Source organism: Flavobacterium terrigena (assembly GCF_900108955.1).
GTDB lineage: Bacteria > Bacteroidota > Bacteroidia > Flavobacteriales > Flavobacteriaceae > Flavobacterium > Flavobacterium terrigena.
In genome coordinates this window covers 664,359-690,191 of the sequence record NZ_FNYA01000002.1, presented here as the reverse complement: position 1 = coordinate 690,191, position 25,833 = coordinate 664,359, and the positions used below count along the sequence as shown (strand labels likewise).

30 protein-coding genes are annotated in these 25,833 nt (G+C 29.3%); 11 read left to right on the top strand and 19 right to left on the bottom strand.

The genetic code is table 11. The annotated features are described in order from the left end of the window. Positions 1 to 14: 14 nt before the first annotated feature. The 3 genes from BMX42_RS06505 to BMX42_RS06495 are packed head-to-tail and all read left to right on the top strand — an operon-like array spanning position 15 to position 1,152. The gene (locus BMX42_RS06505) at positions 15 to 341 is read left to right on the top strand and encodes a single-stranded DNA-binding protein (protein ID WP_091310754.1); all 327 of its coding nucleotides are present in this window, start codon (positions 15 to 17) and stop codon (positions 339 to 341) included. A gap of 45 nt (positions 342 to 386) precedes the next feature. After that, positions 387 to 710, top strand: a complete 324-nt coding sequence (locus BMX42_RS06500; protein ID WP_091310750.1) for a single-stranded DNA-binding protein — start codon at positions 387 to 389, stop codon at positions 708 to 710. A 7-nt stretch (positions 711 to 717) separates the two neighbouring features. After that, positions 718 to 1,152: an HRDC domain-containing protein gene (locus BMX42_RS06495; protein ID WP_091310747.1), complete on the top strand. Its 435-nt coding sequence runs from the start codon at positions 718 to 720 to the stop codon at positions 1,150 to 1,152. A gap of 49 nt (positions 1,153 to 1,201) precedes the next feature. Here the strand turns inward: BMX42_RS06495 and BMX42_RS06490 are convergent, their stop codons facing one another. From BMX42_RS06490 to metG, 3 genes are read right to left on the bottom strand one after another with little or no spacing between them, the layout of a single operon-like run. Next, the gene (locus tag BMX42_RS06490) at positions 1,202 to 1,825 is read right to left on the bottom strand and encodes a chloramphenicol acetyltransferase (protein WP_091310744.1); all 624 of its coding nucleotides are present in this window, start codon (positions 1,823 to 1,825) and stop codon (positions 1,202 to 1,204) included. Between the two features lie 8 nt (positions 1,826 to 1,833). Next, the gene (locus BMX42_RS06485) at positions 1,834 to 2,517 is read right to left on the bottom strand and encodes an HAD family hydrolase (RefSeq protein ID WP_091310740.1); all 684 of its coding nucleotides are present in this window, start codon (positions 2,515 to 2,517) and stop codon (positions 1,834 to 1,836) included. A 12-nt stretch (positions 2,518 to 2,529) separates the two neighbouring features. Beyond that, positions 2,530 to 4,587, bottom strand: coding sequence for a methionine--tRNA ligase (metG, locus tag BMX42_RS06480; RefSeq protein ID WP_091310736.1), 2,058 nt, complete (start codon positions 4,585 to 4,587; stop codon positions 2,530 to 2,532). 270 nt (positions 4,588 to 4,857) lie between these two features. On the opposite strand from metG, the gene BMX42_RS06475 reads away from it, so the two are divergent. From BMX42_RS06475 to BMX42_RS06465, 3 genes are all read left to right on the top strand, one after another. Then, a complete protein-coding gene (locus BMX42_RS06475; RefSeq protein WP_245748262.1) occupies positions 4,858 to 5,754 on the top strand; it encodes a S66 peptidase family protein in 897 nt (298 codons plus the stop codon). Between the two features lie 41 nt (positions 5,755 to 5,795). Continuing rightward, positions 5,796 to 6,161, top strand: a complete 366-nt coding sequence (locus BMX42_RS06470; RefSeq protein WP_091310729.1) for a YraN family protein — start codon at positions 5,796 to 5,798, stop codon at positions 6,159 to 6,161. A gap of 76 nt (positions 6,162 to 6,237) precedes the next feature. Next, on the top strand, positions 6,238 to 6,894 hold the full coding sequence (locus BMX42_RS06465; RefSeq protein ID WP_091310725.1) for an aspartate kinase: 657 nt from the start codon (positions 6,238 to 6,240) through the stop codon (positions 6,892 to 6,894). Between the two features lie 65 nt (positions 6,895 to 6,959). Here BMX42_RS06465 and accC read toward each other — a convergent pair whose 3' ends face one another. The 6 genes from accC to pdxA form a co-directional block, all read right to left on the bottom strand. Then, complete coding sequence (accC, locus tag BMX42_RS06460) at positions 6,960 to 8,312, bottom strand: acetyl-CoA carboxylase biotin carboxylase subunit (RefSeq protein ID WP_091310721.1); 1,353 nt, start codon at positions 8,310 to 8,312, stop codon at positions 6,960 to 6,962. A gap of 111 nt (positions 8,313 to 8,423) precedes the next feature. Then, positions 8,424 to 8,912: an acetyl-CoA carboxylase biotin carboxyl carrier protein gene (gene accB / locus BMX42_RS06455; RefSeq protein ID WP_091310718.1), complete on the bottom strand. Its 489-nt coding sequence runs from the start codon at positions 8,910 to 8,912 to the stop codon at positions 8,424 to 8,426. A 32-nt stretch (positions 8,913 to 8,944) separates the two neighbouring features. Further along, the gene (locus BMX42_RS06450) at positions 8,945 to 9,934 is read right to left on the bottom strand and encodes a beta-ketoacyl-ACP synthase III (protein ID WP_091310716.1); all 990 of its coding nucleotides are present in this window, start codon (positions 9,932 to 9,934) and stop codon (positions 8,945 to 8,947) included. A 149-nt stretch (positions 9,935 to 10,083) separates the two neighbouring features. Then, a complete protein-coding gene (gene rpmF / locus BMX42_RS06445; protein ID WP_091310713.1) occupies positions 10,084 to 10,278 on the bottom strand; it encodes a 50S ribosomal protein L32 in 195 nt (64 codons plus the stop codon). A gap of 6 nt (positions 10,279 to 10,284) precedes the next feature. Further along, positions 10,285 to 10,824 carry a YceD family protein gene (locus BMX42_RS06440; protein ID WP_091310709.1) on the bottom strand — a complete coding sequence of 180 codons (540 nt, stop codon included), beginning with the start codon at positions 10,822 to 10,824 and terminating at the stop codon, positions 10,285 to 10,287. Positions 10,825 to 10,908: 84 nt separating this feature from the next. After that, a complete protein-coding gene (gene pdxA, locus BMX42_RS06435) occupies positions 10,909 to 11,958 on the bottom strand; it encodes a 4-hydroxythreonine-4-phosphate dehydrogenase PdxA (RefSeq protein WP_091310706.1) in 1,050 nt (349 codons plus the stop codon). Between the two features lie 46 nt (positions 11,959 to 12,004). On the opposite strand from pdxA, the gene BMX42_RS06430 reads away from it, so the two are divergent. Then, on the top strand, positions 12,005 to 12,595 hold the full coding sequence (locus tag BMX42_RS06430; RefSeq protein ID WP_091310703.1) for a riboflavin synthase: 591 nt from the start codon (positions 12,005 to 12,007) through the stop codon (positions 12,593 to 12,595). Here BMX42_RS06430 and BMX42_RS06425 read toward each other — a convergent pair whose 3' ends face one another. The 5 genes from BMX42_RS06425 to BMX42_RS06405 form a co-directional block, all read right to left on the bottom strand. Next, the gene (locus tag BMX42_RS06425; protein ID WP_091310700.1) at positions 12,596 to 13,864 is read right to left on the bottom strand and encodes a T9SS type A sorting domain-containing protein; all 1,269 of its coding nucleotides are present in this window, start codon (positions 13,862 to 13,864) and stop codon (positions 12,596 to 12,598) included. A 30-nt stretch (positions 13,865 to 13,894) separates the two neighbouring features. Next, complete coding sequence (locus tag BMX42_RS06420; RefSeq protein WP_091310697.1) at positions 13,895 to 14,107, bottom strand: hypothetical protein; 213 nt, start codon at positions 14,105 to 14,107, stop codon at positions 13,895 to 13,897. A 477-nt stretch (positions 14,108 to 14,584) separates the two neighbouring features. Further along, on the bottom strand, positions 14,585 to 15,391 hold the full coding sequence (locus tag BMX42_RS06415) for a hypothetical protein (RefSeq protein WP_091310694.1): 807 nt from the start codon (positions 15,389 to 15,391) through the stop codon (positions 14,585 to 14,587). A 1-nt stretch (position 15,392) separates the two neighbouring features. Then, complete coding sequence (locus tag BMX42_RS06410; RefSeq protein WP_091310690.1) at positions 15,393 to 15,587, bottom strand: hypothetical protein; 195 nt, start codon at positions 15,585 to 15,587, stop codon at positions 15,393 to 15,395. A gap of 11 nt (positions 15,588 to 15,598) precedes the next feature. Next, on the bottom strand, positions 15,599 to 15,781 hold the full coding sequence (locus BMX42_RS06405) for a hypothetical protein (RefSeq protein ID WP_143055610.1): 183 nt from the start codon (positions 15,779 to 15,781) through the stop codon (positions 15,599 to 15,601). Between the two features lie 235 nt (positions 15,782 to 16,016). Here BMX42_RS06405 and BMX42_RS06400 point away from each other — a divergent pair, with 235 nt between their 5' ends. Then, a complete protein-coding gene (locus tag BMX42_RS06400; protein WP_245748260.1) occupies positions 16,017 to 16,217 on the top strand; it encodes a helix-turn-helix domain-containing protein in 201 nt (66 codons plus the stop codon). On the opposite strand, the gene BMX42_RS06395 is transcribed toward BMX42_RS06400, so the two are convergent. From BMX42_RS06395 to BMX42_RS06385, 3 genes are all read right to left on the bottom strand, one after another. Beyond that, positions 16,214 to 16,789 carry a hypothetical protein gene (locus BMX42_RS06395; protein WP_091310681.1) on the bottom strand — a complete coding sequence of 192 codons (576 nt, stop codon included), beginning with the start codon at positions 16,787 to 16,789 and terminating at the stop codon, positions 16,214 to 16,216. The two genes, BMX42_RS06400 and BMX42_RS06395, sit on opposite strands and share 4 nt — an antisense overlap. A gap of 125 nt (positions 16,790 to 16,914) precedes the next feature. Continuing rightward, the gene (locus BMX42_RS06390; protein WP_091310678.1) at positions 16,915 to 17,355 is read right to left on the bottom strand and encodes a JAB domain-containing protein; all 441 of its coding nucleotides are present in this window, start codon (positions 17,353 to 17,355) and stop codon (positions 16,915 to 16,917) included. A 73-nt stretch (positions 17,356 to 17,428) separates the two neighbouring features. Continuing rightward, on the bottom strand, positions 17,429 to 17,848 hold the full coding sequence (locus tag BMX42_RS06385) for a hypothetical protein (RefSeq protein WP_091310675.1): 420 nt from the start codon (positions 17,846 to 17,848) through the stop codon (positions 17,429 to 17,431). 241 nt (positions 17,849 to 18,089) lie between these two features. Here BMX42_RS06385 and BMX42_RS06380 point away from each other — a divergent pair, with 241 nt between their 5' ends. Genes BMX42_RS06380 through BMX42_RS06370 form a run of 3 tightly spaced genes read left to right on the top strand, consistent with a single transcriptional unit; the run spans position 18,090 to position 21,698 of the window. Continuing rightward, a complete protein-coding gene (locus BMX42_RS06380) occupies positions 18,090 to 19,316 on the top strand; it encodes an ImmA/IrrE family metallo-endopeptidase (protein WP_091310671.1) in 1,227 nt (408 codons plus the stop codon). A gap of 1 nt (position 19,317) precedes the next feature. Further along, entirely contained in the window at positions 19,318 to 21,027 is a 1,710-nt protein-coding gene (locus BMX42_RS06375; RefSeq protein ID WP_091310668.1) for a DUF6035 family protein, read from the top strand. After that, complete coding sequence (locus BMX42_RS06370) at positions 21,018 to 21,698, top strand: hypothetical protein (protein ID WP_091310665.1); 681 nt, start codon at positions 21,018 to 21,020, stop codon at positions 21,696 to 21,698. The genes BMX42_RS06375 and BMX42_RS06370 overlap by 10 nt, the downstream gene beginning before the upstream one ends. 93 nt (positions 21,699 to 21,791) lie before the next feature. Here the strand turns inward: BMX42_RS06370 and BMX42_RS06365 are convergent, their stop codons facing one another. Further along, entirely contained in the window at positions 21,792 to 23,984 is a 2,193-nt protein-coding gene (locus tag BMX42_RS06365) for a DUF262 domain-containing protein (protein WP_091310662.1), read from the bottom strand. Further along, positions 23,974 to 25,650 (bottom strand): DUF262 domain-containing protein, encoded by a 1,677-nt coding sequence (locus tag BMX42_RS06360; RefSeq protein WP_091310659.1) that lies wholly within the window; start codon positions 25,648 to 25,650, stop codon positions 23,974 to 23,976. Before BMX42_RS06360 ends, BMX42_RS06365 begins: the two co-directional genes overlap by 11 nt. Positions 25,651 to 25,833 lie beyond the last annotated feature (183 nt).

Below are 25,833 nucleotides of genomic sequence, written 5' to 3'. Positions count from 1 at the left end.
AAATAAACGCCATTATGAAAAACAGAGTACAATTAATCGGACACGTAGGGCAGGAGCCAGAAGTTAAAACAGTTAACGACAAAAAAGTAGCCAATGTAACATTAGCCACAAATGATTCTTATACGAATGATAAAGGTGAAAAAATAGAACAAACCGAATGGCACAGATTTACAGCTTGGGGAAAAACAGCAGAAATCATTGAAAAGTATGTGACAAAAGGTAAGGAAATTGCCATTGAAGGAAAATTGTCTTATAGAAATTATGATGACAAAGATGGAATCAAACGATATGTAACCGAAATTATTGCGACAGAAATTCTGTTGTTAGGAGGAAATAAATAAGAAAATTCAAGATAGATACACACAAAATTAAATTTACACGCCATTATGAAAAATTCAGTACAATTAATCGGACACGTTGGTCAGGAACCAGAAATCAAAAATTTAGAGACAGGTAAAAAATTAGCAAATATTTCCATTGCTACAAACGAAGTATATTACAAAGACAATGGTGATAAAGTCGAAAAAACCGAATGGCACCGAGTAACCGCTTGGGGAAAAACGGCTGAGATTATTGAAAAATATGTGACTAAAGGTAAAGAAGTTGCTGTGGAAGGAAAACTTACACACAGAAGTTACGACGATAAAGATGGTGTGAAACGTTACATCACAGAAGTTGTAATTAATGAAATCTTGTTGTTAAGTAAATAATTTCACAATGAAAGTTAAAGTATTTTCTATCGGATTGGAAGCAGATGTGTTGGAAGCAGACCAAAATGTGTTGAACGAATTTTTAGCGACAGTAACTTTTAAGAAATCTAGTACGCAATATGTTGAAGCAGAAAACTATTGGTCTTTGATTGTGCATTATGAAGAAAATGAGACATCACAACCAGCGAGATTGGAACGTAAATCATTTGAAGATTTAAGCGTGAAAGATCAACAAGTTTATGTGTATTTGAAACAATGGCGAACGGAGAAAGCAGAAAAATTACAGCAAAAAAATTATATGATTTGTCACAATTCTGAATTAATAGATTTAGCCATGTATAAGCCAAGTAACCTCGACGAATTACAACAGATTAAAGGTTTTGGACCACAAAAAGCAGATAAATTTGGAGATGATATTTTAGCAATATTGAATGCAGTTTAAACTGTGTTTAAATGAAAAGAGCAACATGAAAAGTTGCTCTTTTTTATTTTTATGCATTCATTAATCTTTCAAATTCTTCAAAAAACAAACCTAAATGATAGCCGTCAACCAATCCGTGATGCACGTGAACCGACATAGACATGAATTTTTTATTGTTTTCAGTTGTCATTTTTCCAAAAGAAAATTTCGGACAACTATCTGGAAAAGTAAAACTTCTTGAATGTGAAATACTTGTAAAATTAATCCAAGGTACGGCTGAAAAATGAATAATATTTTGACCATGTTCTCTTGAGAAAAGTCCTGTGGTATTTTGTACTCGAATTGCTTCGGTATTGTAATTTTCAATAAAAACATTTAAATCTTCATCAAACTCCACTTCTGAAAATCCGAACGTTTTATCGTCACGTAAAATGGTTGATGACACATTTATTTTGTCGTAAATAAATACTTTTCCATCATGAATTCGGTATTTAAAATTTTCTATAGTATTAGCAGCTACTAAAGTTTTGTGTAAGTAATAGGCAAAGAAACTCACTCCTAATTCTTTGGCTTTGGCATGTGCTTTTGTACAATCAAATTGAATGGTTGTGCCAAAAAAAGGTTCCTCAAATTTGCAGAAAAACTCAAAGTGCTTTTTTCTGTTCCAGGTTGATATGTCGAGTTCTTGCTTCATTCTTTTAACTATAAAATCTCAAAAAGTTCCGTTAAGTTCGAAATCGATTTAAAATTTTCGTGTTGAATTTCAAAATCAATTTTTTCGTATTCCCAAGTCGTGTGATACGGAATATGAATTCCAATTCCGCCAATATTTAAAACTGGTAACACATCAGATTTTAATGAATTTCCAATCATGATGAAATCTTTTGGCTCACATTCTAAACGATTTAGCATTTTGGTGTAATCCAAATCTGTTTTATCGCTCATCACTTCAATATGGTGAAAATATGGCCCTAAACCAGAATCGTGTAATTTTCTATGTTGGTCTTTTAAGTCGCCTTTTGTTGCTACAACCAATTTATATTTGCCTTTTAGTTCTTCTAAAGTTTCAGTAACGTTGGGTAATAATTCTACTGGTTTTTGCAATAAATCTTTACCAATAGCAACTATTTTTTCAATTACAGTTCCATTAATTTGATGGTTAGTTAATTCTAACGCCGACTCAATCATGGATAATGTAAATGCTTTAATTCCAAAGCCATACAAAGGTAAATTTCTAACCTGATGATTTAGAATAGTCTGTAAAATCTCTTGTTTAGAAGCAAAATCTTGAAACAATTCGCAAAATTTTGCTTGTGCCTCATCGAAATAAGGTTCGTTGTGCCAAAGCGTGTCGTCTGCATCAAATGCGATTGTTTTTTGATTCATTTGTTTATTTTTTTAACCAATTACCGCTCCATTACCTACACCGTCTGTATCTGGATTTACGAAAACTAATTTTCCTTCTGGTGTGTTTGTTAATAAAAGCATTCCTTCACTTTCTACGCCACGTAGCGCTCTTGGTGCTAAGTTGACTAAAACAGTTACTTTTTTACCAATGACTTCTTCTGGTGTAAAATGTTCTGCAATTCCCGAAACGATTGTTCTTACATCAATTCCAGTATCTACTTTTAAAACCAATAATTTGTTGGCTTTTGGCATTTTTTCTGCTTCGATGATTGTTCCAATTCGCAAATCAATTTTTGCGAAATCTTCAAAAGATGTCGTTTCTTTTTGCGGAGTTACCGTTGCGTTTTCTATTTGATTGGCTGTTTTTGTAGCTTCCAATTTGTCTATTTGTTTTTGAATTTCTGCATCTTCAATTTGTGCGAATAATATTTCGGCTTGACCAATTTTATGATTAGCTTCTAATAAATCTGATTTAGTAGAAACATCATTCCAAGAAGAAACTTTGCTTAGCAATATTTTTCCTAATTTTTCAGAAGTAAATGGTAAAAACGGTTCGCATAAAATTTGTAAGGCTGTAGCAATTTGTAGCGCTACATACATTTGAGTTTTTACACGTTCTGGATTTTCTTTCACCATTTTCCATGGTTCTTCATCCGCTAAATATTTGTTTCCTAAACGTGCTACGTTCATTAATTCACCTAAAGCTTCTCTAAATCTGTATCTTTCAATTGAACTTGAAATTACGGCTGGATACGCTTTTAGTTCAGTTAATGTTTGTAAATCTACTTCTGAATATTCGTTTGGCGTTGGAACAATTCCATCGTAATATTTATTCGTTAAAACGACAACTCTGTTAATGAAATTTCCGAAAATAGCGGCTAATTCATTATTATTTCTCGCTTGAAAATCTTTCCAAGTGAAATCGTTATCTTTTGTTTCTGGAGCATTCGCTGTTAAGGCATAACGTAACGAATCTTGTTTTTCTGGGAAATCCATTAAATATTCGTGTAACCAAACCGCCCAATTTTTAGATGTCGAAAGTTTATTTCCTTCTAAATTTAAGAATTCGTTTGCTGGTACATTATCTGGTAAAATATAACTTCCTTCTGCTTTTAACATCGCAGGGAAAATGATACAATGGAATACAATATTGTCTTTTCCGATAAAGTGAACTAATTTCGTATCTGCATCTTTCCAATACGGTTCCCAATCTTTTCCTTGTTTGGCAGCCCATTCTTTAGTTGACGAAATGTAACCAATTGGCGCATCAAACCAAACGTATAGTTTTTTTCCTTCCGCACCTTCAACTGGAACATCAATTCCCCAATCTAAATCACGTGTTACGGCTCTTGGTTCTAAACCACCATCAACCCACGATTTCACTTGTCCGTAAACATTTGGTTTCCAATCGTTTTTATGACCTTCTAAAATCCATTCTCTTAAGAAAGATTCGTATCTATTTAAGGGTAAAAACCAGTGTTTTGTTGCTTTTAAAATTGGAGTTTCTCCAGTGATAGTACTTTTCGGATTGATTAAGTCCGTTGCATTTAAAGTCGAACCACATTTTTCACATTGGTCGCCGTATGCTTCTTCGTTAGCACATTTTGGACAAGTTCCTGTTACAAATCGGTCAGCTAAAAACTGATCGGCTTTTGCATCGTATAATTGTTCTGTTGTTTCTTCGATAAAATCACCTTTATCGTATAATTTTCTAAAAAATTCCGAAGCAGTTTTATGATGAATTTCAGATGAAGTTCGTGAATAATTATCAAACGAAATTCCGAAATCGATAAACGATTTTCTAATAATCCCGTCATATTTATCTATTACTTCTTGTGGTGTAATTCCTTCTTTTTTGGCTTTCATTGAAATCGCAACACCGTGTTCATCACTTCCACAAATAAAGGCTACATCTTTACCTTGAAGGCGTAAGTATCTAGCATAAATATCAGAAGGAACGTAAACACCTGCTAAATGGCCAATATGAATTGGTCCGTTTGTATATGGCAATGCCGCTGTAATGGTATATCTTTTTGGATTTTGTAACATATTTTTTGTTTTACCGCTAAGACGCAAAGTTTATCGCAAGGCGCCGCAAAGTTTTTATTTTAGTTATTGTGAAAACATTAATCTGTTTAAATCTTCTAAAGAAGATAATTTGAGATAATATTTAATGCAAAAATAAGTTTTTACGTAGTAATAGGCGAATTTATTTTGAATTTGTTTATTTTTGAGTTCAAGATTTTTTAATTCAAAAAATTAATGTTCAAATATTCTCTGATACTTTTAGTATCTTTAATTTCCTATTCGCAAAACAAAATGAAAATTCCACCTTATTTAAAAAAAGGCGACACCGTTGCTATTGTTTGTACAGCTCGTAAATTTTTTCCTGAAGAAGCCAAACCGGCGATAGATTTATTAGAATCTTGGGGATTGAAAGTGAAATTGGGAAAAACGATAGGTTTAGATAGTTGTCAACTTGGTGGAACAGATACAGAAAGAGCAGCAGATTTTCAGGAGCAATTAGACAATGATAATATTAAAGCGATTTGGTGTGCTCGTGGAGGTTATGGAACAGTTCGAATTATTGATATGATTGATTTTTCGAAGTTCAAAAAACATCCAAAATGGATAATGGGTTTTAGCGATGTTACGGTTTTACATAGTCATATTAATACATTAAATGTAGCGACTTTACATTCGATTATGCCTTTTACAGTTCCGAAAGCGCCAGAAGAAGTGAAGGAAACTTTTAAAAATGCACTTTTCGGAATTAAGAATTTTTACACTATTCCTTCAAAATCGTATGATAAAAAAGGTTTGGCAAAAGGAGAATTAGTTGGTGGGAATTTGTCTATTATTTATAGTTTATTAGGTTCGAAATCGTCTATAGAAACCAAAGATAAGATTCTTTTTATTGAAGATTTAGATGAATATTTATATCATATTGACCGAATGTTGTACAATATGAAACGCAATAACTATTTCAAAAACGTAAAAGGAATTATTGTGGGAAGTATGCGAGACATGCATGATAACGAAATTCCATTTGGACAAAATGAAGTACAAATTATTTCAGAGATTGCAAAAGATTTAAATATTCCTATCGCTTTTGAATTTTGTGCCGGACATCAAAAAGATAACAGAACTTTGGTTTTAGGAAGTCAAGTTTCTTTTGAAGTGAATGCTACTGAAATTAAATTAACTTTCGAATAATAATTGTCATATTGACCAATTGATAATTGATATTTTAATAAATGGCAGAACATAACGAATTAGGAAAATTAGGAGAAGAATTAGCTGTAGATTTTTTGACAGAGAAAGGTTATGAAATTTTAGAAACGAATTGGACCTTTCAAAAAGCAGAAGTTGATATCATTGCTCAAAAAGATTGTTTTTTAGCTGTTGTTGAAGTAAAAACAAGAAGTAGTGTCGATTTCGGCTTACCACAAGATTTTGTCAAACCCAAAAAGATAAAATTATTAGTAAAAGCTATAAATGAGTATGTTATAGCCAATGATTTAGATGTGGAAGTTCGCTTTGATATAATTGCGATTCATGTATGTGAAGGAAATGTTAAAATTGAACATCTGGAAGAAGCTTTCTATTATTTTGATAATTAAGTTATAATTATAACATTTTGTTTTATATATTTGCAAACGAAACACATACACAAAACACACAAACACACAAACAAATATGAAAACAGTTGCATCAGTAGTTGAAAAATATTTAAAAACAAAGCCGTTTTTATTAAGTTCTTTATCTGAAGGGATAATAAATTTAACATCATTAGCAAGAATTATCATGCCTGAAATTGAAATGCATTTAGGTAAAGATATTAAGCAAGGTGCTGTTGTAATGGCTTTAAAAAGAATTTCTGAGGAATTAGATTTTAAAATTAGTCACCGAGTTGCGAAAGTATTGCAAAATTTAGGTGAAATTACGGTTCGTTCTTCGCTAACAGATTATACGTATGAGATTTCAGAAACATTATTAGAAAATCAATCTAAATTAATGTTCGAAATTAAGACGAATAAAAACTTATTTTACACTTCTTCTCGTGGAGTAAACGAAACGAACATTGTAGTAAGTTCTGAAGTAAATTCAATTGTTGAAGAATGTTTAAAATCGGAAAAACTTTTAAGTAAAAACGAAAATTTATCTTCAATAACAGTAAAATTACCTCATGAGAACGTTTCAGTTCCTGGAGTATATTATTACATTTTCCAATCGTTAGCTTGGGAAGGTATTACAATTGATGAAGTAATTTCAACAAGTAATGAATTTACAATTATTGTAAATGAAAATCAGATTGATGTTGCTTTCAGTGTGATAAAAGACTTGAAAAAATAAAAAAAAACATAGATATAAAAAAAGCTGATAAAATTTTATCAGCTTTTTTTATATCTAAAGAATAATTATTCTTCTTTTTTAGCATCCATTACCCAAGTGTCCATAAAGGCAGTTGTGTAATTTCCAGCAACATAATCAGGATGATCCATCAATTGTCTGTGGAATGGAATAGTTGTTTTAATTCCTTCAATATGAAACTCATCTAAAGCACGCTTCATTTTATTGATAGCCTCTTGTCTTGTTTGCGCTGTTGTAATCAACTTTGCAATCATTGAATCGTAATTTGGTGGAATTGTATAACCAGCATAAACGTGTGTGTCTAAACGAACACCGTGTCCGCCTGGCGAATGTAAAACCGTAATTTTTCCTGGTGAAGGCCTGAAGTCGTTGTAAGGATCTTCAGCATTAATACGACATTCGATTGAGTGTAATTGTGGTAAATAGTTTTTCCCAGAAATTGGAATACCTGCTGCTACCATAATTTGTTCACGAATTAAATCGTAATCAATTACTTGTTCTGTAATTGGGTGTTCTACTTGGATACGAGTATTCATTTCCATGAAGTAGAAATTTCTATGTTTGTCTACTAAAAACTCAACTGTTCCAGCACCTTCATATTTAATGAATTCAGCAGCTTTAACAGCAGCTAATCCCATTTTATCTCTTAATTCATCTGTCATGAATGGAGAAGGAGTTTCTTCTGTTAATTTTTGGTGACGTCTTTGAACTGAACAATCTCTTTCAGAAAGGTGACAAGCTTTACCAAATGAATCACCAACAATTTGAATTTCAATATGTCTTGGTTCTTCAATTAATTTTTCTAAATACATACCGTCATTACCAAAAGCGGCAGCTGACTCTTGACGAGCACCTTCCCAAGCTTTTAATAAATCTTCTTGTTTCCAAACAGCACGCATTCCTTTTCCACCACCACCAGCAGTTGCTTTCAGCATTACTGGATATCCGAATTCAGCAGCTAATTGTTCTGCTTGTTCGTATGATTCTAAAATCCCAACAGAACCTGGTACACAAGGCACACCAGCTTCAATCATGGTAGATTTTGCCGAAGCTTTATCTCCCATTCTGTCAATCATTTCAGGTGAAGCACCAATAAATTTGATGTTGTGTTCCTGACAAATTTTAGAAAATTTTGCATTTTCAGATAAGAAACCATAACCTGGGTGAATGGCATCTGCATTTGTGATTTCTGCTGCAGCAATAATGTTAGACATTTTCAAGTAAGATAAATTACTTGGTGGAGGTCCGATACAAACTGCTTCGTCAGCAAATTTTACGTGTAAACTTTCGGCGTCTGCAGTAGAATAAACGGCAACTGTTTTAATTCCCATTTCTTTACACGTACGAATAATACGCAAAGCAATTTCACCTCTATTGGCAACTAATATTTTTTTAAACATATTTTTATAATTAGATAATTAGACAATGTGTCAATTTGACAAATAAGAAGTACTAAAAACTTCTAACTTCTTGTCATCCTGAGCTTCGTCGAAGGGCTAACTTCTAACTTTTTATGATGGGTCAACTAAAAATAATGGTTGGTCAAATTCAACTGGAGAAGAATCGTCAACTAAAACTTTTACAATTTTACCTGAAATTTCAGATTCAATTTCGTTGAATAATTTCATAGCTTCAACTACACAAACTACATCTCCTTTGTTGATTGTTGTACCTACTTCAACAAACATTGGTTTGTCTGGAGCTGGTTTTCTGTATAAAGTACCAATCATTGGTGACTTTATAGTAATGTATTTTGAATTATCTTCTGCTGTTGTATCTGCAGCAGGCGTTGCAGCAACTGGTGCAACTGCAGCCGGAGCTACTGGTGCAGCTTGAATAGCTTGTTGCATTGGCGCTTGTTGTACATATGTGATTTCAGGAGAATTACCTTCTAAAGTAGTTCTAATAGTAATTTTTACATCACCAGTTTCTAATTTCACTTCTGCTACTCCAGAATTAGATACAAATTTGATTAGGTTTTGAATTTCTTTTAAATCCATAATTAAGCTGTTTTAGTTATAGTTTGTTATTGTTAATATGCCCATTTTAAGTAGATAGATCCCCATGTGAATCCACCACCAAAAGCGGCAAAAATTAAATTATCTCCTTTTTTAAATTTATCTTCGAAATCTGCTAAAAGTAATGGTAAAGTTGCAGAAGTTGTGTTTCCGTATCTGTGGATATTTACTAATACCTTAGATTCATCAACATTCATTCTGTTCGCAGTTGCGTCAATAATTCTTTTGTTTGCTTGATGTGCGATTAACCAATTAACATCATCGTGAGATAAGTTATTGCGTTCCATAATTTTTTCGCTCACATCAGCCATTCCAGATACGGCATGTTTGAAAACCGTTTTTCCATCCTGGAATACAAAATGTTGTTTGTTTTTAACTGTTTCTTCAGATGCAGGTAAAATAGAACCACCAGCATCGATTTTTAAAAACTCTCTACCAATTCCGTCTGATTTAAGAATTTCATCTTGTAGTCCTAAACCTTCGTAGTTGGGTTCAAACAAAGCACAACCAGCACCATCTCCAAAGATAATACATGTTGCTCTGTCGGTATAATCTATAATTGAAGACATTTTATCGGCTCCAATTAATAATACTTTTTTATATTTTCCAGACTGAATAAAAGCAGCAGCAGTTGACATTCCGAAAAGAAAACTTGAACAAGCTGCTTGCAAATCGTATGCAAAAGCATTCGTTGCGCCAATTTGTGTAGCTACATACACACCAGTTGCTGCCACAGGCATATCCGGAGTGGTAGTCGCCATGATCACCAAGTCTATTTCTTTCGGGTCTAGTTTTGCTTTTTCTAAGAGATTTTGAGCAGCTTTTATGGCAAGGTAAGATGTTCCTTCGCCTTCTTCTTTTAAAAGCCTTCTCTCTTTTATTCCGGTTCTAGATGTTATCCATTCATCATTAGTATCAACCAAAGTTTCTAAAACTTGATTTGATAATACGTATTCTGGTACATACGAGCCAATTGCAGTAATTGCGGCAGTAATTTTATTCATAAATAAATAATTTTCTTTGCAAATTTATGTGCGTAAAGAGGCGAAAATTACGAAATATTTCGGAATTTTCTTAAAATACTATTATATAATTTTACTTAAAATAAAAAAACTCTCACGTGAGTGAGAGTTTCTCATTTATTTTAATGTAATTATGCCATTGCTTCAGTCTTGTCGATAACAACTTGACCTCTGTAATACATTTTACCTTCATGCCAGTAAGCTCTGTGGTATAAGTGAGCTTCACCAGTTACTACGCAAGTTGCAATTTGTTGTGCAGATGCTTTGTAGTGTGTTCTTCTTTTGTCTCTTCTAGTCGATGACTGTCTACGTTTAGGATGTGCCATTTTACTCTATTTTTTATCCGTTAATAGTTTCTTTAAACCTTCCCATCTTGGGTCTATTTCTTTAATCTCTTTTGCTTTTGTTTCAGTAGGAGAAAATTTTTCCAAATTTTGTAATGCTTCTGTTTGTAATGTTCCGTCTTTTATGCCGGTATGAATTCTTTTTGTTGGAACAGATAACACAATCATTTCATAAATGTACTGGGCAACATTTACTTGAAATTCATCATGAGGTAAGATGATAAACTCATCATTCTCATCATTAAATTCTTCTCCAAATCTAACTATCAACTTCATTTTCCCTTTAATAGGTAAATCAAAATCTTCATTGGTTAAATCACATGGAACATTTACAGTTCCACTATGTGAAAAATTTAATTCAAGCATATTGCTTTTTTTCTCTAATATGACTTTCATTTTGATGTCCGAACTGTTAAATTCATCATAGCCAAAATGAGTAAAGAACGTATTGTTTACTTGAAACTCAAACTGGTGTTTACCCAGTTTTAATCCTGAAAATGGGATTAAAAATTCTTTTAATATGTCCATAACATCAGTTTTACCCTTTTTATAAGGGTGTGCAAAGATACAAAAATATTGGAATTACAATAATTTTCTTTGCTTTTTTTTAAATTAAACTTTTCCAGATGCCTTTTTTAATGGATTGTTGGTTAGTTCATTATATTCGATTCTGTTTTTATAGATGTCAATAGCACTATAAACAGCTTCTCTGAACGAACCTTCATCCGCTATATTTTTACCAGCAATATCAAAACCAGTTCCATGATCTGGTGATGTTCTTACCTTATTTAACCCTGCTGTAAAATTCACTCCTTCGCCAAAAGAAAGGGTTTTAAAAGGTATTAATCCTTGATCGTGATACATCGCTACAACAGCATCGTAATTTTTATATTGGTTCGAACCAAAAAAACTATCTGCCGAAAACGGGCCAAAAACTTGAATTCCACTTTTGAAAATTTTCTCCAAACTTGGTTTTACAATTTCATCGTCTTCTTTTCCAATCACACCATTATCACCGCTATGTGGATTTAATCCTAAAACTGCAATTCTTGGTTTGTTGATTTTGAAATCGGCAACTAAACTTTTGTTTATCGTGGTAATTTTTTTCTCAATTAATTTCGAATTGATATGTTTTGGTAAATCTGCAATTGGCACATGATCCGTAATTAAACCAACTTTAATGTCTTCATGAATCATAAACATTAACGCATCACCTTCTAATTGTTCGTTTAAATAATCAGTATGACCAGCGAATTTATAATCCTCTGCTTGAATGTTGTATTTGTTGATTGGCGCCGTAACTAAAACATCAATTTGATTGTTTTTCAAAGCCAATGTAGCTGCTTGAAAAGATTTTATAGCGTATTTTCCAATTTCTTCGTCAAGTTTTCCGTTTTCTAAATTAACGCCTTCACGCCATACATTTAAAACGTTTATTTTCCCTAAAACGATTTGGTCTAATTTGTCAATTCCTTGAATGAATGCGTTTAAATTGTACGATTTCTTTAAAAACGAAACAATTTTAGCATTGGCAAAAATAACAGGCGTACATATTTCTAACATTCGAGTATCTTCAAACGTTTTTAATATTACTTCTGGTCCAATGCCGTTCATGTCTCCAATAGAAACACCAACAATTATATTTTCGGAATGTTTTACCATTTTTATTTCTTAATTTTGATGCAAATTTATAAAAATAAACCGTCATATGTTTACAGGTATCGTAGAAACTCTTGGAATAATTTCAGATATTAAAAAAGATCAGGAAAATATACACTTAACAATTCAAACAAATATTACGAATGAATTGAAAATTGATCAAAGTGTGGCACATAATGGTGTGTGTTTGACAGTTGTGAATTTATTTGACGATAAACATGTGGTAACTGCAATAAAAGAAACGATTGATAAAACGACTTTAGGTTTATGGCAAATTGGTGATAAAGTCAATATTGAAAGAGCCATGAAATTAGGTGACAGATTGGACGGACATATTGTACAAGGACATGTGGATCAAACGGCAATTTGTACAAACATTCAAGATAAAGAAGGTAGTTGGGAATTTACTTTTGAATATGATACCGCTTTAAATAATATTACGATCGAAAAAGGTTCTATTACTATAAACGGTACAAGTTTAACGGTTGTGAATTCTAAAAAAGACAGTTTTAGCGTAGCAATTATTCCATATACATTCGAAAATACCATTTTTCATACTTTTGAAATTGGTACAAAAGTAAATTTAGAATTTGATGTCGTTGGAAAGTATATTGCGAGAATGTACGAACTTCAGAAATAATTAATTTTTTATGATTTTTGTAGATTGTCTTCCAGTGTTAGAGTGAAAGTTGATAAAATATGTTCCTGTTGGATAAGGGAAGTCAAATGAATATTTTTTTATACCAACTGTATTAATGTCATCCTTAACAAGTTTTTTTGCTAATTTTCCAGTGCTATCATATAAGTCAATTATGATATGATCTTCTGCTGGGAAATCAATTTCAATGTTTAGTTTATCTACCACTGGATTAGGCGAAACTTTAACGTTTAAATTAACCCTGTTGTGCTCTTCAAAATCGGGATTAGATAAAAGACTACTCATTTTATATATAGTTCTTCCACTTGCGTAAGCTGTGTTACCTATGAAAAATATTCTATTTAAATTACTGCCAACACCAGTGTTTGTCCAGCTTGCACCGCCGTCTATAGTTTCATAAAATCCGGTGGTATGTCCGCCCATCCATCCGTGATTTTCATCTAAAAAACCAACTGCTTGTATCTCGCTTTCCGGCGCATTTTGTAAGGTCCAAGTTAGTCCACCATCAATACTTTTGGCTAATCTTCCAATGTTTGGTGAAGCAGCTTCAACTGAGCCAAAAAGTACATTGTTATTAGAACTTAAAACTTGTAATTTCCAAACAAAATCTCCATTAGTGCCTGTATTTAATAATTGTGTCCAAGTAGTTCCTCCATCAATAGTTTTTAAAACAACTCCGCCAGTTGCGTTATTTCCTGTTACGAAACCGATATTTTCATTTATAAAATTAATATCTACTAAAGCATTTGCATAAGCAGACATGTCAATATATTGCCAAGTATTTCCGCTGTCTGTTGATTTAATAATTAGAGGAGGACCGTAATAAGTACCACATCCATAAACAGTTGATGTTCCAACACAATCTAAACCGCAAATGGCAACTGGATTTGGGGTAATGTTTGTAACTAGGCTCCAAGTCGTTCCGCCGTCAATAGTTTTATAAAATTTCTGATTTAATGTGCCTAAAAAACCAATATTTTCATCTAAAAATTCTATATTTCTAAAATAATGGTAACTGCCAAGTAACTGCCAAGTGATTTGTGAAGTCCAAGTTGCACCACCATCAGTAGTTTTGAAAACTTCTGCAAAACCTCCATTAGCAGCCCATCCTAAATTCTCATTTAAGAAAAAGACATCATCAAAACGTTGATTACCTCCAACTGTATTGCTTGGAATAGAAGTTAAGGGTTGCCATGTTTGTGATGACAAAAAATTTGAAATGAGTAGGAATAGTAAAGCTGCTTTTTTCATGACAATATGGTTTAATGCAAAAAAAAACTCCTAATTAGGAGTTTTCTTGTTATATATTTTTTGTGTAATAAAGTATCCTGTTATTAGTGCAATAAAAAATAACACAACAACTCCACTATCTATTGGTACACCAATAGGTGGCGGTGCAGGTGGCGGTGGTTGCGGTGGATCTGCAGCGAACATTTGCACAGAACTTAAAGCCGAAACTAAAAGAAAAAAGATTTGGGCGAAATTATTTTTCATGTTATTTTTTTGTTTTTTTTAACAATTGATTTTACGAAAATATAAAATAAAATGTTAAATGCAATTATTTTTTACTTTTTTTTAAAAAAAAGTGGTCCCACCTGGGCTCGAACCAGGGACCACCTGATTATGAGTCTGTGTCATAAGTTATTCATTTACTTGCACTTATTTGCAAGTGATTGAAAACAAAGGTAAATCAAATTTTTGTATTTTCTTTTGTTTTCAAATTTTTGCCTTTTTTAGCAAAAATGTTTGACCTATGTTTGACCCAAATTCTAATAGTCTTTAAAAAAGAATATTTATTTCGAGGTGCAAATATATTCTAAATATCTTATTCTCAAAACTTATTTTTTAAAATTCGCCAAGTATTTTAAAATACTATCAATTTTTAAACTTCTCTTAACCTTAAATTAAGGAGACTTTACTTTTTGTGAAGAATTTATGTTATTAATTATAAATAGCTAAACTTCATTATTTTTAATCCTTCTTTTTAATGTTATTCTCATAATTAGGAAAAGTCTTTATGTAGTTAACATTTGCATCATCAGTTTCAGAAGGTGCAGAAAAAGATGAATCTTTAAATGTTATCAATATATCTTTATTTTGAGATTTGTTAAGCATTATCCATTTAGATTTAAATACCCCAAATGAAGCACTCTTTTTAAGAGTAGCTTTAATATCTCCACTTTTCCATGCTGAACCATTAGCACCAGCAAGGTAAATTATAGTGAATTCATCATTTTGACTGACTACAGCCAATTCATATTGAATACTACCACCTACAACTTCATAGATACCTTCTAATTCTGAAATTCCATTGTTTTTCCAATGTTCTTTCAGTTTTTCTCTAGTCCAATTAGAATTTGATGTAATGTTGGAATTATCATCAATTCCAATATCATTAAGCGATACAAAATACTTACTCTTTAACTCTTCTTTTGAAATAGTATCTTTTATTTGTTCAATTTTCATTTTTCCAAATACTGGAGTTAGCTTAAAATTGTAAACTTTACCTTTTTCTAAACTAATCTTTAATCCATCTTTTCTTTTGACATCTTCTTTGCCATCCATAGTAATGTGTACATTGGTTAATGCAAATGCTTTGTATTCTAAATGCCCTCCATTGTCTATATCACAAACCTTTTTACCATTGAAGTTTATTTTGTGTGTTACAGCAGAACCTAACATCATTTTAGGTCTGTAAATATTTACAATAGCATAGTCGTTTTGAGAATACAATTTTGTTAATCCTAATAGGATAAATAGTAATATTAACTTCTTCATTTTAGTTACATTCTTTTTTATAAGTTACTAATAGTGGTGATGGATTTACTCCATCACAATTTTGCATACTTGTTTCCCCATCTGGGAGCAAATTTCCATTTGATGTTACTCTGTATTTTTTACAAACACAATCTTCTTCTTTGTTGCAAGAAATCAAACAGGCTGATACAACAGCCAAAAGCAAAATTTTTTTCATGTTGTTTTATTTTAATTAAAAAGTAATTTAATCCATTCTGCTACAAATAATAGTATGTGCATGGTAAACACAATTCCAGCTATTGTAAAAAGTGAAATTGAAATACTTCCAAAGTATTTTAAATCTTTTTTTTGTTCTAAATCTCTATCACTAAATTCTGAGTAATAAATATTTATGATAATGATTAATGCCAAAAATGATATAATTAAGTAGTACTTATTAGATATAACTTTCCTTATTTCTTCTGTATAAACAAAGCAAGAAACTATCAGGCTTATAATCATTGTAAATACACTTGCAAATAATATCTGAATTTTATTCATACAGTTGTTTTTTAAATCAATTCTTATCTTTTACGATATGTGGATTTAACAAAAATAGAACAAATTTTGAATATATCTTATAAGATAATAAGTGTTGGAAAATTTGTTGCAAAAAAGAGTAGGTAAAAGAATAAAAGAAATTCGTGTTGAGAAGAATATTTCTCAGCAGGAACTTGCTGACCTATGCGGTATTGAACCTAGTAATATGTCAAGACTAGAGGCTGGTAGAGCTAATGCAACTTTAGCAACTATTGAAATAGTATCTAAAAATCTTGGGATAGAACCAATAGAATTATTTCGCTTTTAAAAAGGCACTTCATCTTCGTCGAAATCATTATCCACATAATCATTTTTTTCTGCTGGTAATTGAAGCTCATCATAATTATTTACATCATCAATCACTGTATCATACAAAAAGAAAATACCAATTGAAGTCTTATTGAAAAATTTCTCTTCAATTAAAAACTTAACCCAATTAGTAAACTTTTCGTGTAAAGGGTTAATATTAGTTGGTCTTAATAAGATGTAATTATAATTAGGAGTACACAATTGGTCTTTATTACAATATTCTAATCTTAATTTACACCTACATTTTATTGGTTTTACATTTACAAGTTCTTTAAAAAACAGACCTATATTACAATATGAATAAACAAAAGGATTGGTCTGAATTGCATTCCAATCCCATTTGTTTCTATAGTGTTCTAATATTTCAATTGACCAATGTACCTGATGATTTTTAGATAAAACCTTGAAATCAATATTGCTTTCATAATCAATCATATCCTGAAGTTCAAAAGGAAATTCTAAGAACAAAATTTCTTTTAAAATTTGTGATTGATATTCAAGTGGATATTCATTCAGATTTTTCTGTATCATATTTAATTAAGTTATCATAAAAGATAAAATTAAGAAAACGCTATTAATATTAATCTGCATTTTGTTACAATTTTTAATTTACCTGTTTAAAGGGGTCTTTTAGTGTAGTTCACACATACATAAATTTAGCAAGTTGATTCATTAGTGAAACTATAATAACCATTTTTTGAAATAATTAGATGGTCTAAAAGTTTAATATCTAAAAGTTCAGAAGCACCTTTAATTTTCTTGGTAATTTCTATGTCTTGAAGACTTGGCTTCAATCTTCCACTTGGGTGATTGTGAGCAACAATTATTGCTGTAGCATTACATTTTAAAGCTACAGCAAATAATATTTTAATATCAACAACAGTTCCAGCAGTACCACCTTTTGAAAGGTTGTATATTCCTAAAACTTGATTTGCTCTATTTAAAAGCAAAACTTTAAATTCTTCTTGTAATTCTATAGTACCAGCAAACCAAGAAGCAAGTAATATTTCGTAGGCATTATGACTTGATTCAATTTTTGGTTTTATACTACTGTTTGTATTATAGCTAACCTGTATTTCTGCTAATAAGTTTTCCATATCTAAAAAAATAAAAAAGTGTCTGAAATAAATATTTAATTAAATTTCAGACACAAATTAATACTAAAAGCTGTTAAGCATGTTCTAACTCTTCTTTTGTTGAGAATGAATTTTCATCAGTCATACTACTAACAAATTCATCAATTGTAGTACTACTTCTTTCTACTTTTTGTGTAATAGCTTTTTCTTGATTTTCAGCTTCATCAACATACTCAAATCTATGAGTAAGTGTTATGACTTCACCTGTATCTTTAATTGTATAATTATAAGGTTCACAATTAACCTTTTCTACTTTGCCTGGCAATTCTGTGCCAATTAATGCTTGACAGGTTAATTCATCAAAAGTTGATGAAATTGAAGCCTTATTTGCTGTTGCATAAAACTTACCTGTTTCTTTTGATTTTACCATTGAAATTCCTGATTGAATCTCTAACACAAAGAAATCTTTTCCTTCCTCTGTAGTTCTCTTTTGATAGTTAACAATTCTTACCATTTTTTAATAATTTTTGAGTTGAATTAATATTTTTAAAACCATTAAAAAGTACCAGCAGTAAAATATCTATAAATCAATATGATATTATTTTCTGCTGGTATAATTTTAGTTTTCCTATAAATGGGTGGGGGTATTGAGTTGATTATAAGGGGGTGCCTATTTTTTTAGAGGGTACTTTGTGAATAAGTTAACTTGGATTTTTTCTTAAAAAAAATTAGCTTTGTAAAAGACACAATATTAAATGAATACAGTAAAAATAGGAAATGATTTTGAGGAAAAGTCATATGCAATTATTGAAAGTGCATTAACTAATAAGGAACTAGGCTTAATACCTGAGTATTGTAAGATTTATAAAAAGAAGGGGTATTATTCTACAAGAAGAAAAAAGGATATTATTTTTGATTTATCTATTGAATTGACACCTCCAAATGCTAATAAGCCTACTTTGCTTTATTTAATTGAATGTAAAAATTATTCATCATCAATTCCAGTAGATGATGTTGCTCTATTTGCTCAATATATTAGTGAAATTCAAGATTATGCAATTAAAGGTGTTTTTGTTACGAATAGCAAGTTACAAAGTGGTGCTACTGAAGAAGTGATTTCACATGGAATGATGTTAATTGAAGTAGATGAAGAAAATTATAATATTGTTTATCATAAAAGCGAGAAAAACACAAACAAGGAAGATGACTTTGATAAAATTATTTTAAATGCAATTCAAGAAGCTTTACTTCCAACAAAAATCGAAGGATTAAAAAAACTATCTACAAAACAAATTGACAATATTGCTACAAATCTCATAAATGAGTTTAAGCCATATATCTTAAATCATGCACTATCAATACCTCTATATGATTTACTTGAATATCTAAAAAGTAAATACGAATTAGAGTTTAAATATTCAAGTATAGAAGATGAATTAAAAAATGAAGTATTAGGTTACTTTGATTCAGAAAAAAATGAAATTATTGTGAATTCTTCAATAAAAGATACCTCTAGAGAACCTTTCATTTTGGCTCACGAAATTGGTCATTTTGTTTTACATAAGAATTTGAAAGTAAACAAATCAATATATAATAACTTTAAAGACACCAGTTTTAGTTTTTTTGAGCAAAGTTATGTTTTGAGAAATCCTAAAAATTGGATTGAATGGCAAGCAAATTGTTTCGCTTCAAGTTTACTAATGCCAGAGCATAGTATTAGAGCAATTTTAATTTTAACACAAAAAGAGTTAGGGATTAGAAATGCGGGGAGGATTTTTTTAGACGAGCAAGAATGTAATAAGTCTGATTTTGACGAGGTAATTAAGAGATTAGCCACTCATTTTAATGTTTCAAAGATAAGTGTTGAATATAGGTTGAATAGTTTAAAATTAATTGAGAAACCTATATATAATTCCAATGCAGAAAATGAAAAAGAGTTATTAAGAAGACTTTCTATTTTGGGCTCAAAAAGGAATTGGTAATATGGGAGTAGAAAGAGCAATTAGATATGCATTCGATAAAAAATCAGGCAAAATAATAGATGCAGAAGAATTATTTGATGACAGATTAACTGGATTTGAAATAAGAAAAAAGTACAATAGAGATGAGATTGACCCTATCTGTTTAGAATGTGAAAATCAATACTCTGTATCTACAAGTATTTATGATAGGCTTTACTTTAAACACTTTCCAAATGATGAATATTGCATTTTAAAAGATGAAAATTTAAGTCCAAAAGTAAAAGAAGAATATTATGAAATATATAAATCTAAAGAATCAGAAAGGCATAAATATTTAAAGAATAGAATAGGTAATTCAGCTTCAAAGATTGAGGGAATTAGTGAAGTCAATATTGACAATAAATTTATTCTTAATGGTAAAGAAAAAAGAAAACCAGATGTTTATTGTAAGTATTATGACAAAGAGATTGTGTTTGAAATTCAACTCTCTAATTTATCTCAAAGGTACATACTAAGTAGATATGATTTTTATAAAGCTAAAGGAATATACTTAATTTGGATTTTAGATGATTTTGATGTTAAAGGTCAGTCTCAAATGGAAAAAGACATAAAGTATTTATCTAAACATCAGAATTTTTTTAAACTGAATGAGGAACAAGAAAATTTTAGTTTAACCTGTACATACAAATTTACTTTTCTATCAAATGAAAATGAATTTAGAGACAAATGGAATGAGGTAAATATTTCAATAGAAAAATTAAAATTTGACAAAGATAACTATGAGGTTTATTTTTATGATTTTGGAAAAGAAAAAGACACAATAATTGAGTTGCAAAAGAGAAATGAGGAAAAAATAAATAAAGAGAAAACATTAAAATTAAAACAAGCAGAAGAACAAAAAAAACTAGATGAAGAGTTAGTAGCAAAAAGAAGATTAGTAATAAAAATAGATGATATACTTAATGAGATTAAAAGATTAAAAGATAGCCAAATTGTAGTATATAATAGTGTTACAGAGGAATTAATGAATTTTAATGAAAATGAGCTAATTGCATTTAACTCAAGATTAAATTTAGATAAAAATCATAAGTTATTTGAATGGATTACTAAAGCTACTAAATATGATTCTCATTTTATAAAATTTATTTTAGAATCAAGTTACATTGAATTTAATGTTAATTTAATGAAGGACAATAATGGAAATAATGTCCTTAACTATTTATTCAATAATAAAAATTTACATTTTGTGTCTTTATTCAAATTAATACTTAAAAAAGGATACAAGTTTACAAAAGAAGATGAAAAATATATAGTTGATTCTTTTCCTAATGAGACTCATAAAGCTGATAGCTTAATTACCATTTCATATTTAGCAAATGGTTTTGAAAACCATAATTTTGTTCAATATTTATTTAACTTTGAAAGAGTAATTTGCATAATAGAAAGTGCCAAACAAAATAGAATAATTGGTTATAAATATAAAGCAGATAAATGGATAGATTTTGCTAATAATGTAATTGAATACTATCCTGAATATTGGGAATATATAGAATTAGCTTTTAAAGAGTTTGGATTGTATGATAAACTAATTGAGCTAGATTTGAAAGAATCCTTTCAAAAAAAGCTGTATTTACATTATTCCAAAGTTGTTAAAACTAATTACAGTATAGATTATTTATTTGGAGCTTTATATCCTGAAATAGGTCAATTAAATAATTTATTATGGAGATAAAAAACACTTTTGATTTCTATTTTTCATTTTTTGAAAAGAAAAAATTATTTCTACTTTTTCCAAATCTTAAAGAAGAGTTACTATTTCAATATAATCAAATAGTTAATGATTCAAAAAAAACAAATCTTCATTATGACTTTATCCAAAGATATTCTCAAATAATAGAAACAGGAATTGGAGGAGATTTTTATGAAATTTCATGGTCAATTAGAAAGATTGAGAATATAATCTCAATAAATAATTTACCTTTAATCGATATTGATATTGACAGGATATATTCTGATGAACTAAATCTTAATCCACAAAAGTTAAGTTTTTATAAAGACAAAAATGAATTGAGTTTTAAGCCAATATATGTTTCATACTATAAACCAATAGAAACTTATATTGTGATTGATGGAAACCACAGGACAAATGAATTAAGGAGAAGAGGTGACAATAAAGTAAGGGGATATGTATTGTCTCCACTTTGTAATAAAGAAGCTATGAATGAGTTAAGTTTCTCATTATACAAATTTCATCATAATTTAGTTTCATTATACATTTTTTGTAAAACTCCTTTTTTTGTTAATATCAAAACTGAAAAAAATTTTAAGAAAAACACTTTTTATGGTGATAGTGTAAAATTCAATTATTTGTTTTTCAAAAAAATCATAATCTTTTTTAGCTAAAGGATATCTCAATTTATCTTATACAAGTAATGGGTTTTAAACCAAAATAGCTATAAAGGTTTAGAGTAAGTAATATAAAACAACACACTATTTTTAAATAATATTTTCTTGTTTTAAATAATTGATTACTTCTTTTTGGGTTTTAATTTCAAAACTTCTATTCTTATACTCAACTAAATATTGAAATTCACCTGAATATGTATCATAAGAAATGTCAATTTTTTCATCTTTGATTTTCGATATATACTTCATATAATCTACAGACTTATTCATTTCATATTTTACATCAACTTTGAATGTTTTTATTAATTCTAAGCATAATGCATAAGAATAGTATTCATAGTGATAGCCAAAAGTTGTGTTGTTTTCTAAAAGTAAAATTGATTTGCCTTCATATCCCCATCTAAAAAATCTATTCTTACCGCAAGCATTTATTAGTTCTGAATGTTTTATAAAATAATACCTCCAACTGTTTTCATTCTTGAAGCTATTGATAATAAATTTTAAATCAGCTTCATAATTTTCTAATGTAACATTGTTCATTAATTCTTTTAGAAAACTGTTTTTGCTATCATTTCTCAAAAATCTTCTCCAACTAATATCCCTGTCATCGTTTTTTAGAAAACTGCTATTTCTCCCTTTATCAATAGTATAATCACCATAAGTTAGTATGGCTCTTTCTATAAGGTTGTCTTTTAATGGAATTAATCCATAACTATTAAAAAACAATTCTGTCTTATTCTTGTAGTTTAAAAAACTATCAAAAAAATCATTAGTTAATTCACTTTTGAAATTTTCACCTGAATTATCATGTAACTCTTTAATACCAGAAAATTTAAGTAAAAAGCTAATTTGACCTTTGAAGTAACCTTGATTTTCTATTTGTTTAATTTCTCTTTCCCAATCTTCATTTATTAAAATTAGTTTGGCTTTTATAACTTCCTCTTCTACTTGTTCATTTAAGAAACCTGTAATTTCATTATTGATAATGTAATTAAGTATGTCACCTGAAAAGGGTAACATTTTTTTAATTGATACTATTGATTTTCTAAAATCATCATCACGATTATAAAAAGTACTTTCAATTAAATTTCTAATAACCCTCATCCAATTTTCAAGACCATCAATATTATCGTTTTCACTTATATACATTGTATAAGCATAAAAATAAAGTCGTTCCTCTCTTGTTAAGCTTCTTGAAAATAAAGTTTTAAAAAGTCCTGCATCACTCAATATTGAAGGATTTAATAATGCAACATACTCTTTGTTGTTGGCTTTTATAACATTTAATATTTTTATAATTCTTAAAATAGTATCAGCATCAAAACAGTCTAATTTTTTATAAATTCCAAAATTCACATTGTAATTACTTGATAACACATTCAGATTTTCTAAATAATCATAATATTTAGTTTCAGAATTATATTTTGATGCGTAATTATTTAGAGCTATGTTTTTAAAGAAATTATAGAATTGTGTATCAATACTATTTTTGCTATCTCTGAACTCCCAAAAAAAGTCAGTCCAAGAGTTATCTATGTTTCTATTAAATTCTGGTAGAAGTGTCGAATGTTCTTTCTCAATATGTTGTTCTAAACGAGCTTTGAAATTTTCAAAATCAGTCAAAATTTTCCCTCTTGCATTCATTTTAATGTATAAGTCATCAGTAAGACCAAAGTCTTTTAATTCAATATATTGAAATATAAAAGGTGGATTTTGTTCATCAATTAATAAAGAAAACACTTCATCATTAATCGAAAATTTTGATTGAATTGTATCAAGCATTACAAGCATTGATTTTATTGTAGGGTCATTTTTCCATGACAAAAAGAACCATGAAGAATCTAAAATAATATTTGACACTTTTTCATTTTCATCATAATCAGAAAAGTCAATACCATTTTTTACTAATTCAACACAAAAGTCTCTGGAAGTATATCGTGTTTTATATGTGAAGTTTAGTAAATGAGTTTTTATTTCTTCTAATCTATCTTCTTTATTTGCTATAAATATGTATAGTAAAAATAGAGTTGTAATTCTTTGCTGTCCATCTAAAGGAATAAAAACGTCACTATTATTAGTGTCTTTTTTTATATAGCCATAAATAAAATCAAAGTCAATAGGCTCTTTTTTTACTACTAAAGCTTCAAAAATATCATCAATGAAAGAGTTTCTAATTTCATCAATTTTGTTGTCTTTTCTGCCTTGAGCATAATCTCTCTGAATAATAGGAATTTCAATTTTAAAATTCTTAATTAGTGCTAAATATGATATTTTATGATTCATTGATGCCTATATAATCAGTTATTGTATTTACTATGTTTGTGAAATAATCTTTTCGATCATTACCTCCCCAAAAATTCATTTGACTAACATTGGTACTGTAATATTTTAAAAAAACATTTTTTGTACATGTTGGTATAAATACACCTTCTAAATCTTTCTTGATGATGGTGTTTCTCTTGATTGGAAAAATTGCATTTTTATAACTCCTATTTGTATTTGCATCAAGTAATGTTAGATTTGATAAACCATTTTTGTTGTATTCATTATCTCCCTCATCTGTAAAAATGGAAATAACTTTGTTATACAACAGTTCAAATTCTTCTGGTGTTTTTTCTAAAAAATCAAAACCTGAAATTTCATCAAAAAGTAATTTAAAATCTTCTTTACTCTCTAAATATTCAGAAAGGGATTTTAACCAATCTTTTTGAACATCTGAAGTGCTAGGCATATTTTCTTTTGTAGAATGTATATGTTCAATGTCCCATTTTTCTTTTTTATATCTATCGAATTGAAACTTGATATTTGATTCTTTATTTTTAACAATAGTTATTATGTTAAATAGAAGAAGTGTTCTTTTTATTTGTGAGTAATCTTTTTTACCATATGATATTTCTGAAAAATCAATTTCTATCATTAGTTTTAAAACCTTTGATTTTAAATAATTAATAAAATCTTTTTTCTTTTTTGATTTGAAGTTTTTTAGAATACTTTCAATATTCTCACCTTCATTGATTAAAAAACCTATCAGATGAAAAATTTCTCTATCATTATACCATTCTTCAAGGGTTAAAAACAATGTTTTAACATCATTCCACAAACTTACCACAGATGTACCTTCATCTTTAATTTTTTCATTGTAAAAATGAAATGATGAATAAGAACTATAACTTACATCAGTATTAATTATGTCAAACAAAAAATCTATTCTTGGATTTATATCATTAAGATTTTGATTTAAAAAGTACCAAAAGTTTTCATTACTTAATTTGTATTCTATATTGTCCCAGTCATTAGAAATTTCAAATTGTTTTTCTTCATTTATGCTATTGTTTGAATTGCTCAAAAATAGAGCTTTGATTAATTCAGCATTTGTAAGAGGAATTTTTCCAATATTTAATTTAGTGAATATGTCAATTGAATTAGCATGTTTTTCAACCTCATACCATATCACTTTTGTGTTGTCTAAAAATGGATTAATAAATATAGTTTTTACATTTCTTATGCCATTATTTGCCTTACTTGCAAACCATTTTTCTATATAATCATTAGCATTAAAAATGTGAAAAAAATCTATATTTACTTCTTTGTCTTTTTCATTAATATTTGATAAAAAATCTTCACTCCCTTTTCTGGTTTGATAGACAATCTCAATGTTGTTAATGTCTCCATCTATTAAATGTTTTAAATGCTTTAGAATTAAAAAAATAGTTGTCATTCTTTGTTGACCATCAATTAATTCCCAAGTATCATCATTCTTTTTAATTACAATTGGTTGAAGGCAATATATCTCATCTTTTGTTCTATCTTGGGTAAAGTCCCATATATCATTTAACAATTCTTCAACTTGAGTTTTACCCCATCTATAACCTCTCTGATAATTAGGAATGTGAAATTTTTCGCCAATTAAGTCATTTATTGATTGTAAAGATTCTTCTGGATTTATCATAAATAAAATTAAGTAACAAATATATCATTAATATAATTAAATGGGATATTTCATCAGATACAAAGCTAAAAATACTATTTCTTAGTAAAGGAATTTGTTTAAATTGTAAGTTTTCAATTCAAAAAGGATTTTCGATACCAGCAGAAGGAATAATACATTTTTTGCTGGTGTTAAGTCAGTATT